Here is a 16,425-nt window from a genome sequence, read left to right as displayed (position 1 = left end):
AGTCAGGCTCCCTTTTTATTGGCGGTCGTTTAAACGCGCACCGCCGCTTGATCTTTGGTTATCCGAGATAGTTCACGTTGTTAGCGACATGCTTGGCGAGCGCGAGCGCATGGTCCTTGACCAGACGCTCCGCCAACTCCCCGTCACGGGCCTCGATTGCCTCGACGATATGCATGTGGTCCTGCATCGACCGGGCAATCCGGTCCTGCTCCCCTATGGTCCGGACGCGGATGGCGCGGACATGCAGGAAGATCTTGTCTGTCATATCCAGAATCAGCGGCGAATGGCCGAGCTTCAGGATTGCCTGATGGAATTCGATATTGCGGCTCGAATACTCGTCGATTTCCAGCCGGCCTTTTTCGGTTTCCTGGAAGATACGGCGCAACTGCTGGATTTCCGCATCGGAAGCCATCTCGGCAGCCTGCCGTGCCGCCATGCCTTCGAGCGCGGCCCAAACCTTGATCATCTCGATGATCTCGGCCTTGGTCTTGCGCACGATGAACACACCGCGCCGGGGCTGGATATCGACCAGCCCTTCCTGCGCCAACCGAGCCAATGCTTCACGCAGAGGCGTCCTGCTGATCCCGAGCTGCTCCGACAATTGCCGCTCGTCGAGCCGCAGATTGGCGTCCGGATCGTAGATGTTCATCGAGACGATGCCGTCTTTCAGGGCCGCGTAGGTCTTGTCCTTGAGACTGACCTCGGCCGCAATCGGCGTCACCATCAACGCTGAAGACTCATTCATGCAGATTTCCCCGGCATGCAGATTTCCCTGCCGTTCGACCAATAGAGAATAACCCCGAAACAGGGTGCGTGGGTTCTGGTATACCACACACTTTATGCCATGGAATACCTAAATTGCTTTCCGGAGGCCCACTATTGCCAAGGGCTGCGTGGTTTCGCGCCGCGGGAAAAGCGCGTTAAGGGTCGGTTTGCCCCCAGGAACGAGCCGGAGCGTCAGGAACGAGCGCGCTTCATCAACCCGCGCAGGTCAAAATCCGGGTCTGCCGCCTGCTCCGGCGTCAGGCCCGCATCCAGCGCCAGGAGCCGACGTCCGAGTGCGTGATCGCCAGCCTTGTTGACCGACTCGACACACCGCAGCTTGCCGTCGGCAAACAGGAAGGCGGAAAAAGAGCCGCTTTCCGGATCGCCGCGCAGCACTGCCGTCTCGGTCCCGTCCGAAAGCCCCGCAATCTGCAACTTCGCCTCGGCTTGATCGGACCAGAACCACGGCACCTCATGATAAGGTTCCGCTTCACCCAGCAAAGCCGCTGCCGCCGTCTTCGCTTGATCGACCGCGTTCTGCACGGATTCGAGGCGGACCCGGCGCCCGACCTGCCAATGCACATAGCTGGCGCAGTCTCCGATGGACGCGACTTCCAGCACTGAGGAAAGCATGGTTGGCCCGACGGCAATGCCGTTCTCGATGGCAAGACCCGCCGCTTCGGCAAGCTCGGTGCAAGGCAGCACGCCGGTTCCGGAAATCACGCAATCGGCGTCAATGGCAATGCCGTCCGCAAGATCGGCACCAGCCGCGGTCCCATTGCCGGACAGCCGAATGCCTGAAACCCGAGCGTTCAGACGGATATCAGCACCAAGAGCAGTCAGGTAGCCGAAGAAATAGGCGGAGACCGCAGGCGAAACCGCACGGGCCATCAGCCGTTCTTCGGCTTCCAGCACGGTCACCCGCTTGCCGAGGACAGCCGCCGTTGCCGCGATTTCAAGACCGATGAAACCGCCGCCAATAACCAGTACGGACTCGGCCGCATTGAACCCGGCCTTGATCGCTTGGCTGTCCTGATAGGTCCGGAGTTCCAGCACGCCCGGCGCATCGATGTTCGGCACCGGGATTCTCCGGGGCCGGGAGCCCACCGCCAGTGCAATCTTGGAACAGGCAATGGCGGAGCCGTCCGCCAGCCGGACTTCGCCACCACTCAGGTCAAGCGCGGTCGCCGTCGTCCCAAGGCGCAGATCGATAGAGCGGTCGGTATAGAACTTCTCCGGCCGCAGCGGCGTCGGCTTTGGATCGGGCTCCTTGATGTAACCCTTGGAGAGCGGCGGCTTCTGATAAGGAAGATCCGGCTCGGAGGTGAGCATGGTCAAAGGGCCATCATAGCCCTTTTCCCTCAGGCTGGCTGCCAACTGAACGCCGCCGTGGCTGGCCCCGACAATCACGATGCCCTTATCCGACACGCGCTTCCTCCTGCACTTTAGTTCATGTTTTGTGAGTCGTACCCTATTCCTTGAGGAGAGAGGAATAGATTTCGGCGTCCCCGATCCTGCCGACAGGTTTTCCCTCAGCCACGACGATGATGGTTTCTCCGGTTTGCAGCCGGCAGCGCAACAGGTCCGCCATTGGCGTGTCCGGCGCTGCAACCGGCACGGTGCCACTCGCAAGCACGCCAGAACCGATATCCACTGCGCCCTCGGGCAATGTTGTGCCGTCCGGAACCGGCACCATCACTGAATCCGCACGCAACACGTTCAGCGGATTCATGTGAGAGACGAATTCGGCCACATAGGCGTTCGCCGGGTTCATCACGATCTCATGCGGCGTTCCGCACTGGACAATGCGCCCGCCCTCCATGATCGCGACCTTCGATCCGAGCTTCAGGGCCTCGTCCAGATCGTGGCTGACGAAGATGATGGTGCGCTGGAGTTGTGATTGCAGTTCCAGCAACTCGTCCTGCAGCTTTGCCCGGATCAATGGATCGAGCGCGGAAAACGGCTCGTCCATCAGAAGCACCGGCGCCTCGGTCGCGAAGGCCCGGGCGAGGCCGACACGCTGCTGCATGCCGCCTGAAAGCTCATGCACCTTGCGGTCCGCCCACTCGGTGAGACCGACCAGGGCAAGCTGCTTTGCCACACGCTCGGCGCGTTCCGTCTTGCCGACACCGGACAGCTCCAACCCAAGTCCAACGTTCTCCGCCACCGTGCGCCAGGGCAGCAGGGCGAAATTCTGGAACACCATAGTGACGTGCTCTGTGCGGAGCCGGCGCAAGGTTGCCTCGTCCGCACTGGCCGCGTCGATTTCCTGCTCACCGTCATTCACCCAAACGGCACCGCGCACCACGGGGTTGAGCCCATTGACAGCCCGCAGCAGGGTCGATTTGCCGGAGCCGGACAGCCCCATGATGACGACGATCTCGCCCGGATCGACCGTCAGGCTGCAATCATGCACACCGAGGATCTGGCCGGTCTCTGTCTCGATCTCGGCACGGTCCATGCCCCGGTCCATCAGAGGCAGCGCCTCCTCGGGCCGCTTGCCAAAGACGATATTGACCTTGTCGAAACGTACTGCGGGCGTGGTCATTTGCCATCCTCCCCCCGTCCGCGGAACATCCGGTCAAGAATGATGGCGATCACCACAATGGCGAGGCCAACCTCGAAACCCTTGGCGATATTCACCTGATTGAGGGCGCGCAATGTCGGCACGCCAAGCCCGTCGGCCCCGACCAGCGCCGCGATCACGACCATGGAGAGCGACAGCATGATGGTCTGCGTCAAACCCGCCATGATCTGCGGCAGGGCATAGGGCAGCTCCACCTTCCAGAGCAACTGCGTGCGCGTCGCCCCGAAGGCCTGCCCAGCCTCGATCAGCATTTTCGGCGTTGAGGAAATGCCGAGATGGGTCAGCCGGATCGGTGCCGGGATGGCGAAGATCACCGTGGCGATCAGCCCCGGCACCATGCCGAGTCCGAACAGGATCAGCGCCGGGATCAGATAAACGAATGTCGGGATGGTCTGCATCAGGTCGAGAACGGGCCGCATGGCGGAGAACAACCAGGGGCGCCGGGCAGCAGCAATACCAAGCGGCACGCCGGCTCCCATACAGACAACAGAAGACGCAAGCACCAAGGCCACCGTCTCCGTGGTTTCTTCCCAATAGCCCTGATTGATGATCAGCAGCAGGCCGACAGCGACGAGCAGCGGAAAGGTGACCGTACGGCGCACCGCATAAGCGATGCCGGCAACGATGACGACGGCCAGCAACGGGTGCGGCGCCTGCAGCACCCAGAGGATCCCGTCGATCATGAATTCAAGACCGGCGGCAAGTCCGTCGAAGAACCAGGCACCATGATCGGTCAGCCAGTCGACGAAGACTCTCGCCGCCTTCCCGACCGGAAGTTTGTTATCGGTCAGCCAATCCACGGAAAGCTCCCCCGCCCTGCCGTCGCTCTATGACGCATGTAAGAAGAGGCGGCACGAATGCCGCCTCTTTCGGAAGATTAAGCCTTAAAGGCCGAGAGACTTGCGCACGGCCGGCAGCGCGGCCTTGCCGTCCACCGTCGTCACGCCGGAAAGCCATGCGTCGAGAATACCGGCATTGGCCTTCAACCAAGCTTTCGCGGCATCCTGCGGCTCTTCGCCATCGTTCAGGATCGCGCCCATGATCTCGTTCTCCATACGGAGCGAGAACATCAGGTTGTCGAGCAGCCGTCCAACATTCGGGCATTCCTTGCCATAGCCGGCACGGATGTTGGTCAGGACCGACGCGCCGCCGAGATCCGGGCCGAAGTAATCGTCGCCACCGGCGAGATAGGCCATCTCGAAATTGGCATTCATCGGGTGCGGCTCCCAGCCCAGGAACACCACCGGCTCCTCTTTTTTCACCGCGCGAGCGACCTGGGCCAGCATGCCCTGCTCGGAAGATTCGACCACGTCGAAGCCTTTCAGGCCGAAGGCATCCTTCTCGATCATGTCCAGGATCAGGCGGTTGCCGTCATTGCCCGGCTCGATACCGTAGATCTTACCGTCCAGCTTGTCCTTGAACTTGGCAATGTCGGCGAAGCTCTTCAGGCCAGCGTCATAAGCATATTGCGGCACGGCGAGGGTGTATTTCGCGCCATAAAGATTAACGCCAACAGTCTCCACAGAGCCCTCGTCGCGGTACTTCGCAATATCGCCTTCCATGGTCGGCATCCAGTTGCCGAGGAAGACATCGATGTCCTTGTTCTTCAGTGACGCATAGGTCACCGGAACGGAAAGTACCTTTACGTCAGTCTCGTAGCCCATCGCTTCGAGTACCGTCGTGGTCGCAGCAGTCGTCGCGGTGATATCGGTCCAGCCGACATCGGAGAAGCGCACGGTCGAGCAGTGATTGTCGGCCATCGCGGCGCCGGATGACATGATTCCGGCCGCCAAGGCGACGGCGAATGCAGTTTTGGATTTCAGCATGATTTATGCTCCCTGTTTGGATTGCCCCCGTTACTTATCAGAGCAGGCAAACATTATAGCAAATCCTGTGCAAGATTTTTATTGATTGAGCAGTCAATCAAAAATACGGTCGGGCCCGAAAGGACCTGCCGCCCATGCCCAAAATCGGAATGGAACCGATCCGCCGCAAAGCCCTGATCAATGCCGCGATCGAGGCTATTCACGCACGCGGATCCTTCGAGGTAACGATGAGCGAGATCGCCCGTCAGGCGGGCGTCTCGGCCGCACTCGCACATCATTATTTCGGCAGCAAGGATCAGCTGATCGTCGCCACCATGCGGCATCTTCTGAGTGAGCTTTCGGTTGAGATCGTCGCGGCACTGCGCGCCTCTAAAACGCCACGGGAACGCCTCTCCGGCATCATCCAGGCGAACTTTGCTTCCGACCAGTTCCGGCCGGCAACCATCTCCGCCTGGCTCAGCTTCTATGTGAAAGCCCAGAGCATGGACGAGGCATGCCGCGTCCTCTCCGTCTATGCAAGGCGTCTGCGCAGCAATCTGCAGCACGCGCTGACACAACTGACGGACCGGGAGCATGCGCAGCATATTGCCGAAGGCACCGCAGCCCTGATCGACGGCCTCTATCTCCGGCACGCGCTGCTGGACAGCGATCCGGACCGCGCCGCCGCGATCCGGCTGACCGAGGATTATATCGACGCGCAACTCATTGCCGGGGCAAATACGTGACGAAGCAGCCAAATATCCTGATTCTGATGGTCGACCAGTTGAACGGAACCCTGTTCCCGGACGGCCCGGCGGATTTCCTGCATGCGCCTGCTTTGAAGGCACTTGCGGCACGATCCGTCCGGTTCAGGAATTCCTATACGGGCAGCCCGCTTTGCGCGCCCGGCCGGGCCGCCTTCATGTCCGGCCGTCTGCCGTCCCGTACAGGCGTCTACGACAATGCGGCCGAGTTCACGTCCGGGATCCCGACCTACGCGCATCACCTGCGCCGGGCCGGGTATTACACCTGCCTGTCCGGCAAGATGCACTTTGTCGGGCCGGACCAGTTGCACGGCTTCGAGGAGAGGCTGACGACGGACATTTATCCCGCCGATTTCGGCTGGACGCCGGACTACCGCAAGCCGGGCGAGCGGATCGACTGGTGGTATCACAATCTCGGCTCGGTCACCGGCGCGGGCGTCGCCGAGATCTCGAACCAGATGGAATATGACGACGAGGTCGCCTTTAACGCGGAACTGAAGCTCTATCAGCTTTCCCGTGGCGGCGACGAACGCCCCTGGTGCCTGACGGTCAGCTTCACCCATCCGCACGACCCCTATGTCGCCCGCCGGAAATTCTGGGATCTCTATGAAGGCTGCCCGGAGCTGGAGCCGCGCGTCGCATCCGTGCCGTTCGAGGATCAGGACGCCCACAGCCAGCGGCTCTATCTTGCCAACGACTACAAGAACTTCGACATCACCACCGAGAATATCCGTCGCTCCCGCCAGGCCTATTTCGCGAATATCTCCTATCTGGACGACAAGATCGCGACGCTGCTGGACACCCTGAAGCGCTGCCGGATGGACGAGGACACGGTGGTGGTATTCTGCTCCGACCACGGCGACATGCTGGGAGAACGCGGGCTCTGGTTCAAGATGAGCTTCTTCGAAGGCTCCGCCCGCGTGCCGATGATGATCGCGGGCCCCGGCATCGAGGGCCGTACTGTTACCGCTCCGGTCTCGACCATCGACATCACACCGACCCTTGCCGATATCGCCGACGTCGACCTGTCCGAGGTCGCGCCCTGGACGGACGGAGAGTCCCTGAAGCCTTTGATCGAAGGCGGTGAACGCACTTCCCCGGTCCTGATCGAATATGCGGCCGAAGGCTCCTATGCCCCGCTGATCTCGATCCGGCGTGGCCGCTTCAAGTTCAATCACTGCGAACTCGACCCGCCGCAGCTTTTTGATCTCGAAGCAGATCCGGACGAGTTGACGAACCTCGCTACAGATCCCGCCCACGCCGAGACCCTCGCCGCCTTCGAGGCTGAGATGCGGGAACGTTGGGACATGGCGCGGTTCGACCGGGAAGTCCGGGACAGCCAGGCGCGACGGTGGGTTGTCTACGAAGCCTTGCGCAACGGTTCCTACTACCCCTGGGACTTCCAGCCGCTGCAGAAAGCATCCGAGCGCTATATGCGTAACCACATGGATCTCAACACCCTTGAGGAGGCCGCGCGTTTCCCGCGCGGTGAATGAAGCCCATGCAAGCAGATTTCGTGATCGTCGGCTCCGGCTCCGCCGGCGCTGTGATGGCCGACCGGCTCTCAGCCGATGGCAAGCACTCGGTCATCGTCGTGGAATATGGCGGCACCGATATCGGCCCCTTCATTCAGATGCCGGCCGCCCTGTCCTATCCAATGAACATGAGCCGTTACGACTGGGGCTACGAAAGCGAGCCGGAACCGCATCTCGGCGGCCGCCGCCTCGCTTGCCCGCGCGGCAAGGTGATCGGCGGCTCCTCCTCGATCAACGGCATGGTCTATGTCCGCGGCCACGCTCGCGATTACGATAATTGGGACGAGCAAGGCGCCAAAGGGTGGGCCTATAAGGACGTGCTGCCGTATTTCGAGCGCATGGAATCCAGCCATGGCGGACAGGACGGCTGGCGCGGCACGGATGGCCCGCTGCATGTCACAAGGGGTCCGCGCAAGAACCCACTCTATCACGCCTTCGTCGAGGCCGGGCAGCAGGCCGGTTTCGAGATGACGGAAGATTATAACGGCGAGAAGCAGGAAGGCTTCGGGCCGATGGAAATGACGGCCTGGAACGGCCGCCGCTGGTCCGCCGCCAATGCCTATCTGAAACCGGCCCTGAAGCGCCCGAACCTGACCATGGTGAATGGCCTGGCCCGCCGTGTCATCTTCGACGGCAAGCGCGCCACCGGGATCGAGATCGCGCGTGGCAGCTCAATCGAGACCATCACCGCGAACCGCGAGGTGATCCTGGCCGCCTCCTCCCTCAACTCGCCGAAGCTGCTGAAACTCTCCGGTATCGGCCCGGCGGACGAGCTCGGCCAGCACGGTATCGAGGTTCTGGCGGACCGCCCCGGCGTCGGCGCCAACCTTCAGGATCATCTGGAACTTTATATTCAGCAGGAATGCACCCAGCCGATCAGCCTCTATTCGAAGCTCAATCTGTTCTCCAAGGGGCTGATCGGGCTTGAATGGCTACTCTTCAAATCCGGTCTCGGCGCGACCAACCATTTCGAAAGCGCCGCCTTCCTGCGCTCCAAGGCAGGCGTCGAATATCCGGACATCCAGTATCACTTCCTGCCGGTCGCGATCCGCTATGACGGGAAGTCACCGGCCAAGAGCCACGGCTTCCAGGCCCATGTCGGGCCGATGCGCTCGAAGTCGCGCGGCACCGTCACCCTGCGCTCCGCCGATCCGAATGACGCGCCGGTGATCCAGTTCAACTATATGAGCCACGAGGAGGATTGGGCCGACTTCCGGCACTGCATCCGGCTGACCCGGGATATCTTCGGGCAGGATGCCTTCACCCCCTATCGCGGCCGGGAGATCGCCCCCGGCGACGACGTGACAAGCGACGAGGCATTGGACAACTTCATCCGTTCCGAGGTGGAGAGCGCCTATCATCCGAGCGGCACCTGCCGGATGGGCGCGGCGGACGATCCGATGGCAGTGGTGGACCCGGAATGCCGGGTGATCGGGGTCGAAGGGCTGCGGCTCGCAGACAGCTCGATCTTCCCCCGCATCCCGAACGGTAACCTGAATGGCCCGTCGACCATGGTCGGCGAGAAGGCTTCAGACCATATCCTTGGCAAGGCGCCGTTGCCGCCGTCGAACAAGCAGCCCTGGATCAATCCGCGCTGGGAAACATCAGACCGCTAAGACCGCCAGCCGCTGATACCGACAGAAGGACAAACCACATGCGCGCGCAACCGACCGCCTCCCACTTCATCGCCGGCAGCCCGATGGAAAGCCCCAAGGGCAAGAGCTTCCCGAGCATCTACCCTGCCACCGGTGAGACCATCGCGGAACTTCACGCCGCCGATGCCGACACCATCGACAAAGCGGTTTCCGCCGCGCGGGAAGGTCAGAAGGTCTGGGCAGCTCTCAGCGGCGCGGAACGAGGCCGGGTCTTGCGGAAGGCTGCGGACCTGATCCGCGAGCGCAACCGGGAGCTTTCGCTGCTGGAGACGCTGGATACCGGCAAACCGCTGCAGGAGACGCTGGTTGCAGATGCCGCTTCCGGGGCGGACTGCCTGGAGTATTTCGGCGGTATCGCGGCGGACATCCACGGCGAATACACCGATCTCGGCGGCTCCTTCGCCTACACACGGCGCGAGCCGCTCGGCGTCTGCGTCGGCATCGGCGCCTGGAACTACCCGATCCAGATCGCTTGCTGGAAATCGGCACCAGCGCTGGCCTGCGGCAATGCGATGATCTTCAAGCCTTCGGAAGCCACCCCGCTCGCGGCCCTGAAGCTCGCCGAGATCTATAAGGAAGCGGGCCTGCCTGACGGCGTCTTCAGCGTGGTCCAAGGCTTCGGCGATGTCGGCGCGGCGCTGGTCAATCATCCGGGCGTGGACAAGGTCTCCGTCACCGGCTCCGTTCCGACGGGTGCGAAGGTCATGGCGGCGGCAGCTGAAGGTTTGAAGCAGGTCACGCTGGAACTCGGCGGCAAGTCCCCGATCATCGTCTTCGAGGATGCGGATATCGAAAACGCAATCTCCGGCGCCATGCTTGGCAACTTCTATTCCAGCGGCCAGATCTGCTCCAACGGCACGCGCGTTTTCGTACAGAAAAGCATCAAGCAGAAATTCCTCGACCGCCTCCGCGAGCGCACCGCGAAGATCCGTCTCGGCGATCCGATGGACGAGGAAACACATCTCGGCCCCCTCGTCTCCAAGCCGCAGTTCGACAAGGTGCTCGGCTATATCCAGACCGGCCGCGATGAAGGCGCCCGCGTGCTGATCGGCGGTGACGCCGCCACGGTTCAAGCTTTCCCCGATGGCTGGTTCGTCGCCCCGACCGTCTTCGCCGATGTAAAGGACAGCATGACCATCGCCCGGGAAGAGATCTTCGGCCCGGTGATGTGCGTGCTCGATTTCGACACCGAAGAGGAAGTTCTCGCCCGCGCAAACGCCACCGATTTCGGTCTCGCCGCCGGTGTCTTCACGAAAGACATCCAGCGCGGCCACCGCGTCGTCGCGGCGCTTGAGGCCGGCACCTGCTGGATCAATGCCTACAACCTGACCCCAATCGAAATGCCTTTCGGCGGCGTCAAGAAATCCGGCATCGGCCGCGAGAACGCCCGCGCCGCCATCGAGCATTACAGCCAGCTCAAGAGCGTCTATGTCGAGATGGGAGACGTCGACAGCCCCTATTGACCGACGTTTGGTTGCGCTCTGCGTGCACTGCCGCAATTATGCTCCCAAGAAATCAGGGGGAAGCGTTAATGCGCATAAAAATTATCGGCGGCGGACCGGCCGGGCTTTATTTCTCGTACCTTGTGAAGCGTCAGAGACCAGACTTCGAGGTCACGCTTGTCGAGCGTAATCCGGAAGGCGCCACGTTCGGCTTCGGCGTAGTGTTTTCGGACCAGGCACTGGCCTTCATGGCGGCGGATGACCCTGAGACTCACGATGCGATTCTGCCTGCCATGGAAACCTGGCGGAACCTGACGCTCGATCTTGAAGGCGAGCGGATCGATATCGACGGGATGGGCTTCGCCGCCATCGGACGGCTTGAGTTGATCCAGATCCTGACGGAACGGGCCCGGAGTGTCGGTATCGAGCCTCGGTTCGAAACCGAGGCCGACGATCTGTCCAGACTGGACGATGCGGATCTGATCGTCGGGGCGGATGGGCTGAACTCTTTCATTCGCGGCGATGGATCAGAATACGGCACGGAGATGCCGCAGCTGGAAAACCGCTTCATCTGGTATGGCACGGACAGACCGTTCGATACTCTCACCCAGTCGTTCCGGCGCTCGGAAGACGGGCCGTTCAACGCCCATCACTATCGCTACACCCCGACACTCAGCACCTTCATCGTTGAGACGGACGAGGACACCTGGCAGGCAGCCGGGTTCGAAGGCATAGGCGAGGCCGAAACCAAAGCCTATTGCGAAAACGTCTTCGCGGATGTGCTGCAGGGCCACAGTCTGATCACGAACAATTCCTACTGGCGCCGCTTTCCCAAGCTCTCCTGCAAAAGCTGGCACAGTGGCAAGCACGTGCTGATCGGGGACGCGGTCCACACGGCGCATTTCAGCATCGGCTCGGGCACCCGTCTCGCGATGGAGGATGCCCTTGCCCTCTCCAAGGCCATGCTCGCCACGCCGGATGATATTCCGGCCGCTCTTGCTGCCTACGAGGCCGCCCGCAAGCCCATTACCGAAAAGATCGTCCGCGCGGCGAATACCAGCGCTGCCTGGTACGAGGATTTCGCCAATCATATGGAACTGGCCCCGGCCGACTTCGCTTATTCCTATATCCAGCGCAGCGGCCGCATGGACGACGAAAGACTGCAGCGCCTGGCACCCGAGTTCTTTGCCACCTACAGCCCGCACTGGAATGCTGATGCGGCGGGAGGCCAGGCATGATACCCGAACAAATTCTGGACCGTGTACCAAGAGAAGCTCCGGAAACCGGCGAAATCAGATTTTCAGTGCCGGACACCTACAACGCTTCCAGCCTGCTTTTCGATAATCTGGAGCGTGGCCGCGCGGACAAGATCGCGGTCTATTCCGACCGGGGAACCCGGACTTATGCGGAGCTGACAGAAGATGCCAGCCGGTTCGGAAACGGTCTGCTTGCCCTGGGACTGGGACGCGGCGACCGGGTGCTGCTGCTCATGGACGACACTCCCGCATATCCGGCCGCCATCTTCGGCGCCATTCGGGCTGGCATGGTTCCGATCCTCGCCAACACTCTGTCGAGCCCCGATCTGATTTCCTTCTATATCGAGGATGCCGGTGCACGCGTTATGATCTTCGACGAGAGCCATGCCGGTACGGTGACGGCACTCGACGCGGCTGCCCTCGCCCCCGTCACCGCGATCTCGATCAACGGTGCTGGCCCTTCTGCCGTGCCGGAAGCCCGCGATGGCGCACGCTGGCTGGCGGAACAAAAAGCTGAACTCAAAGCGGCAAAGACGGGACGGGATGACCCCGCTTTCATGATGTATTCCTCGGGCTCCACCGGGCGCCCGAAGGGTATTCTCCACTTGCAGCACGACGCGCTCTACACGGTCGAGAGCTACGCGCGCCACATTCTGCATATCGGGCCGGACGACATCTGTTTCTCGATCCCAAAGATCTTCTTCGCCTATGGCTTCGGTAACGCAATCGCATTCCCGTTCCATGCCGGGGCCAGCGTGATTCTGTTCTCCGGACGGCCTAAACCGGATGCCGTTTTCGATATGGCCTCCCGGTTCAAGCCGACCCTGCTGTTCGGCCTGCCGACCCTCTATACCGCAATGATCAAGGACCCGTCTGCGGCAAGCGCGGACCTGTCCTCCGTGCGGATGTGCATCTCGGCGGCGGAAATCCTGTCGCAGGAGATTTTCGACGCCTGGAAGGACCGCTTCGGGTTCGAGATCGTGGAAGGACTGGGCTCGACCGAAGTGCTGCACATCTATCTCTCCAATACAGAGACCGAGAAAAAGATCGGCTCCGCCGGAAAGCGCGTGCCCGGCTACGATGTCATACTGACGACACCCGATGGCGTTCCCTCCGCTCCGGGAGAGGACGGCGTGCTGTCAGTGCGCGGCGATTCCAACGCGCCCTGCTACTGGAACCGGCCGGACAAGACCGCCGATACGATGCGCGATGGCTGGATCTACACCGGTGACAGGTTCCGCTGCGACGAGGACGGGTTCTATTTCTTCCTTGGCCGGATCGACGATCTGGTGAAAGTGAGCGGCCAGTGGGTCTATCCGCTGGAAGTGGAACTCTGCCTGAACGAGCATCCGGAGATTGTCGAGTGCGCCGTCGCCGCGATCCAGCTCGCGGACCGCCGAACCGTTCTGCGCGCCTTCGTCTCGGCGACGAAGGGGGCAGAGCCGGGCGACCCTCTGACCGCCAGCCTGAAAACCTATATCCGGGAGACCCTGCTGCCCCACAAGGCGCCGCGCGACTTCGTCTATCTGGACAATCTGCCCAAGACCGGCACCGGAAAGATCGACCGGCAGGCTCTGCTCAGGCTTTAGTAGAACGCCTGATCTGTATCCAGGTCGCGGCCCCTGCGGCGAGTGCGACCGCTCCGATCAGGAGCGTTGCGAGCGCATTGATCTCCGGCGTCACGCCTAGTCGGACCTTGGAGAAGATCACCATCGGCAAGGTGGACGATCCCGGGCCCGAGACAAAGCTCGCGATGACTAGGTCATCCAGCGAGAGTGTAAAGGCGAGCAGCCAGCCGGAGGCCAGCGCCGGGGCCAGCATCGGCAGCGTGATCAGCAGGAAAGCCGTGATCGGGCGAGCCCCCAGATCAAGCGCCGCTTCCTCGATCGAACGATCGAGCCCGCTCGCCCGCGACTGGACAACGATCGCGACGTAAGCAGTCGAAAAGGTGATATGGGCGATCAGGATCGTGTCGATCCCGCGCCCATGCGGCCAGCCGATAAACTGCTCCATGGACACGAAGGTGAGCAGCAGGCTGATGCCGATGATCACATCCGGCATGACCAGCGGCGCCGCGATCAAGCCCGTGAAGAGAGCCCGTCCGCCGAAGCGGCCGAACCTTGCGAGCACCAGCCCAGCCATCGTACCGAGCAGGGTCGCGCCGGTCGCGTTGATCATGGCGATCTTCAGTGAAAGCCAGGCGGCGTTCAGGATCTGCTCGTTACTGAACAGTTCAAGATACCATTTCGTCGACCAGCCGCCCCACACGCTGACCAGCTTCGAGCCATTGAAGCTGAACAGCACAAGCACGACCAGCGGCAGGTAAAGAAAGGCAAAACCGGCCGTCACCAGTCCCAGCAATGCGACCTTGCCCCCACGCCGGCTCATGCCCGCTCCTCCCGCCGTGATTCAGCGATCTGGAACAGCATGATCGGCAACACAAGCAGCAACAGCAGCACCACGGCCAGAGAGGAAGCCAGCGTCCAGTCGCGTTCACTGAAGAAGGTGTCCCAGAGCATCCGGCCGATCATCAGCGTGTCGGACGCACCAAGCATGTTCGGGATAACAAACTCGCCGGTTGCCGGGATGAAGACCAGCATCGCACCGGCGATCATGCCGGGAACCGAGAGCGGCAGCGTGACCAGCAGGAACGCCTTCCAGGGCCGGCAGCCCAGGTCTTCCGCGGCTTCCACCAGCGACCAGTCGAGCCGCTCCAAAGTGGCATAGAGCGGCAGAATCATGAATGGCAGGTAGGTGTAGGAAATGCCGACATAGAGCGCGAAATCAGTCTGCAGCATACGGATCGGCGCATCGATCAAACCAAGATTGAGCAGCACACCGTTCACCAGACCGGTATCGGCCATGATCGTCTTCAGGGCATAGACCCGAAGCAGGAACGAACTCCAGAACGGCAACATCACAGCCATCAGCAGAAGATTGCGGACCAGCGGCCGCGCCCGGGCAATGACATAGGCCATCGGGTAGCCGATCAACAATGTCACCAAGGTCGAGATGCCGGCGACCCAGAGGGAGTTCAGATAGGCCCCGCGAAACAACGCATCGTCGAACAGAAGCTGATAGTTGAAGAACGATCCCTGGTAGCTGCCGTCCGCACCGAACAATGGCGAATAGGGTGGCTGCGCGATCATCGGCTCCGACAGAGAGATCCGGAACACGATGGCGAACGGGACCAAGAAGAACACGAACAGCCACAGATAGGGGATGCCAGCGACCGCCCCTTTGCCGGAGAACCAGAAGGACTTTCCGGCCGCAACGGTGGAGGCCGGGCCGGATGCCGGTGCCTCCGCCATCTAGTCGGCCCCGAGCAGAAGCGCGTTTTCGGGTTCGAACCAGAGATCGACCCGATCGTCCCAGTCAACGTCGCGTTTGGCCGCATTCTCGCTGTTGGCCCGCGTCACCTCGACCAACACCCCATGTTCCGTCCGCACCCGGTAAGAGGTGACGTCCCCCAGATACGCGAGGCCCTCGACCGTTCCGCCGAGCCGGTTGATCTGGCCTTCCGGCGCAGTCCCCTCACGTCCGATCCGGACCTTCTCCGGCCGCAACGCGAGCGCACCGCGGGAGCCGATCGCGACCTGACCGGCGGCAGCGAACAGCGGCGTGTCTAGGCCATCCACCTTCAGTTCAGCGATCCCGTCGCGGATTGCGGCGACTGTGCCATCGAAAAGGGTAATGTTGCCGAGGAAAGCGCCAACAAAGCGTGATCCCGGCCGTTCGTACAGCTCCGTCGGGGTGCCGACCTGCCGGACACTCCCCTTGTCCATAACGGCGGAGCGGGTCGACAGCACCATGGCCTCTTCCTGATCATGCGTGACCACAATCATGGTGATGCCGGTATCGTCCGCGAGTTTGATCAACTGATACTGCGCATTCTCGCGCAGCCGCTTGTCGAGCGCGCCGAGTGGCTCATCGAGCAGCAGAAGCTTCGGGCGCTTCACGATGGCGCGCGCCAAGGCGACCCGCTGGCGCTGCCCACCTGAAAGCTGGTGCGGCCGGCGATTGGCGAAATCGGTCAGTTCCAGCTGCGCCAAAGCTTGCGAGACCCGGTCCTCAAGTTCCTGGCCGCGAATACCGTCGCGTTTGAGCCCGAAGGCGACATTGGCCGACACGCTCATATGCGGGAACAGCGCATAGCTTTGGAACATCATGTTGACCGGCCGCTCATAGGGCGGCAGAGCGGTCACGTCCTCACCATCAATTTCGATGCTACCTGCATTAGGCAGTTCGAGCCCGGCGAGCATGCGCAGCAATGTGGTCTTGCCGCAGCCGGAGCCGCCGAGCAGACAGAAAATCTCACCGCGATAGACGTCGAGATCAACTCCGGCGACCGCTTCTACGCTGCCAAATCTCTTAACGATCCCGCGCAGTCGCACCACCGGCTCATGCCGGTCAGGAGCCTCCCACGGCCGCTCGGAATATGCATCAGTTGTTGCCTGATCGGACATGGCCCGCCCCCGAAGCCGATTGTCTCTGAGCCCCAGAGTTTGGCCCAAAGTGAGCCTTACGGCTCAGCATCCTGCTGTCAATCGCGGCGCAAGGGCAATCCACCAAATTGTGCCTGCACCAGACAGGCGCCACGTACCCCGAAAGACTTT

At 61.8% G+C, this 16,425-nt stretch carries 14 protein-coding genes; 6 read left to right on the top strand and 8 right to left on the bottom strand.

All coding sequences use genetic code 11. The features are described 5' to 3' along the window. Positions 1-58: 58 nt before the first annotated feature. The 5 genes from K328_RS0102015 to K328_RS0101995 all read right to left on the bottom strand — a co-directional run bounded on the left by K328_RS0102015 (position 59) and on the right by K328_RS0101995 (position 5,178). Positions 59-745 carry a GntR family transcriptional regulator gene (locus K328_RS0102015; RefSeq protein WP_028464529.1) on the bottom strand — a complete coding sequence of 229 codons (687 nt, stop codon included), beginning with the start codon at positions 743-745 and terminating at the stop codon, positions 59-61. A gap of 212 nt (positions 746-957) precedes the next feature. After that, positions 958-2,193: an NAD(P)/FAD-dependent oxidoreductase gene (locus tag K328_RS0102010; protein WP_028464528.1), complete on the bottom strand. Its 1,236-nt coding sequence runs from the start codon at positions 2,191-2,193 to the stop codon at positions 958-960. Positions 2,194-2,236: 43 nt separating this feature from the next. After that, a complete protein-coding gene (gene choV / locus K328_RS0102005) occupies positions 2,237-3,313 on the bottom strand; it encodes a choline ABC transporter ATP-binding protein (RefSeq protein WP_028464527.1) in 1,077 nt (358 codons plus the stop codon). Beyond that, positions 3,310-4,152 carry a choline ABC transporter permease subunit gene (choW, locus tag K328_RS0102000; protein ID WP_028464526.1) on the bottom strand — a complete coding sequence of 281 codons (843 nt, stop codon included), beginning with the start codon at positions 4,150-4,152 and terminating at the stop codon, positions 3,310-3,312. The genes choV and choW overlap by 4 nt, the downstream gene beginning before the upstream one ends. Before the next feature lie 84 nt (positions 4,153-4,236). Beyond that, the gene (locus K328_RS0101995; RefSeq protein ID WP_084608051.1) at positions 4,237-5,178 is read right to left on the bottom strand and encodes a choline ABC transporter substrate-binding protein; all 942 of its coding nucleotides are present in this window, start codon (positions 5,176-5,178) and stop codon (positions 4,237-4,239) included. A gap of 134 nt (positions 5,179-5,312) precedes the next feature. Here K328_RS0101995 and betI point away from each other — a divergent pair, with 134 nt between their 5' ends. The 6 genes from betI (at position 5,313) to K328_RS0101965 (ending at position 13,398) form a co-directional block, all read left to right on the top strand. After that, positions 5,313-5,903 carry a choline-binding transcriptional repressor BetI gene (gene betI, locus K328_RS26895; RefSeq protein ID WP_028464524.1) on the top strand — a complete coding sequence of 197 codons (591 nt, stop codon included), beginning with the start codon at positions 5,313-5,315 and terminating at the stop codon, positions 5,901-5,903. Then, positions 5,900-7,417: a choline-sulfatase gene (betC, locus tag K328_RS0101985; RefSeq protein ID WP_028464523.1), complete on the top strand. Its 1,518-nt coding sequence runs from the start codon at positions 5,900-5,902 to the stop codon at positions 7,415-7,417. The genes betI and betC overlap by 4 nt, the downstream gene beginning before the upstream one ends. A gap of 5 nt (positions 7,418-7,422) precedes the next feature. Then, positions 7,423-9,072, top strand: coding sequence for a choline dehydrogenase (betA, locus tag K328_RS0101980; RefSeq protein WP_028464522.1), 1,650 nt, complete (start codon positions 7,423-7,425; stop codon positions 9,070-9,072). A 38-nt stretch (positions 9,073-9,110) separates the two neighbouring features. Next, complete coding sequence (gene betB / locus K328_RS0101975; protein ID WP_028464521.1) at positions 9,111-10,574, top strand: betaine-aldehyde dehydrogenase; 1,464 nt, start codon at positions 9,111-9,113, stop codon at positions 10,572-10,574. Between the two features lie 68 nt (positions 10,575-10,642). Next, on the top strand, positions 10,643-11,791 hold the full coding sequence (locus K328_RS0101970) for an FAD-dependent monooxygenase (RefSeq protein ID WP_028464520.1): 1,149 nt from the start codon (positions 10,643-10,645) through the stop codon (positions 11,789-11,791). Then, positions 11,788-13,398 (top strand): benzoate-CoA ligase family protein, encoded by a 1,611-nt coding sequence (locus K328_RS0101965; protein ID WP_036553054.1) that lies wholly within the window; start codon positions 11,788-11,790, stop codon positions 13,396-13,398. The genes K328_RS0101970 and K328_RS0101965 overlap by 4 nt, the downstream gene beginning before the upstream one ends. Here K328_RS0101965 and K328_RS0101960 read toward each other — a convergent pair. Genes K328_RS0101960 through K328_RS0101950 form a run of 3 tightly spaced genes read right to left on the bottom strand, consistent with a single transcriptional unit; the run spans position 13,388 to position 16,275 of the window. Then, the gene (locus K328_RS0101960; protein ID WP_028464518.1) at positions 13,388-14,197 is read right to left on the bottom strand and encodes an ABC transporter permease subunit; all 810 of its coding nucleotides are present in this window, start codon (positions 14,195-14,197) and stop codon (positions 13,388-13,390) included. The genes K328_RS0101965 and K328_RS0101960 overlap by 11 nt on opposite strands. Beyond that, entirely contained in the window at positions 14,194-15,120 is a 927-nt protein-coding gene (locus tag K328_RS22195; RefSeq protein WP_084608050.1) for an ABC transporter permease subunit, read from the bottom strand. Before K328_RS22195 ends, K328_RS0101960 begins: the two co-directional genes overlap by 4 nt. Then, the gene (locus K328_RS0101950) at positions 15,121-16,275 is read right to left on the bottom strand and encodes an ABC transporter ATP-binding protein (protein WP_028464517.1); all 1,155 of its coding nucleotides are present in this window, start codon (positions 16,273-16,275) and stop codon (positions 15,121-15,123) included. Between the last annotated feature and the right edge of the window lie 150 nt (positions 16,276-16,425).

The sequence above is a fragment of the Nisaea denitrificans DSM 18348 genome, from assembly GCF_000426505.1.
GTDB classification, from domain to species: domain Bacteria; phylum Pseudomonadota; class Alphaproteobacteria; order Thalassobaculales; family Thalassobaculaceae; genus Nisaea; species Nisaea denitrificans.
This window is presented reverse-complemented; position numbering and strand designations above follow the sequence as displayed.

Coding starts and splice junctions, on each gene's coding strand:
- K328_RS0101950 (WP_028464517.1), bottom strand. CDS start 16,275: ATGTCCGATCAGGCAACAACTGATGCATATTCCGAGCGGCCGTGGGAG.
- K328_RS0101965 (WP_036553054.1), top strand. CDS start 11,788: ATGATACCCGAACAAATTCTGGACCGTGTACCAAGAGAAGCTCCGGAA.
- K328_RS0101970 (WP_028464520.1), top strand. CDS start 10,643: ATGCGCATAAAAATTATCGGCGGCGGACCGGCCGGGCTTTATTTCTCG.
- betI (WP_028464524.1), top strand. CDS start 5,313: ATGCCCAAAATCGGAATGGAACCGATCCGCCGCAAAGCCCTGATCAAT.
- K328_RS0102015 (WP_028464529.1), bottom strand. CDS start 745: ATGAATGAGTCTTCAGCGTTGATGGTGACGCCGATTGCGGCCGAGGTC.
- K328_RS22195 (WP_084608050.1), bottom strand. CDS start 15,120: ATGGCGGAGGCACCGGCATCCGGCCCGGCCTCCACCGTTGCGGCCGGA.
- betB (WP_028464521.1), top strand. CDS start 9,111: ATGCGCGCGCAACCGACCGCCTCCCACTTCATCGCCGGCAGCCCGATG.
- betA (WP_028464522.1), top strand. CDS start 7,423: ATGCAAGCAGATTTCGTGATCGTCGGCTCCGGCTCCGCCGGCGCTGTG.
- K328_RS0101995 (WP_084608051.1), bottom strand. CDS start 5,178: ATGCTGAAATCCAAAACTGCATTCGCCGTCGCCTTGGCGGCCGGAATC.
- choV (WP_028464527.1), bottom strand. CDS start 3,313: ATGACCACGCCCGCAGTACGTTTCGACAAGGTCAATATCGTCTTTGGC.
- K328_RS0101960 (WP_028464518.1), bottom strand. CDS start 14,197: ATGAGCCGGCGTGGGGGCAAGGTCGCATTGCTGGGACTGGTGACGGCC.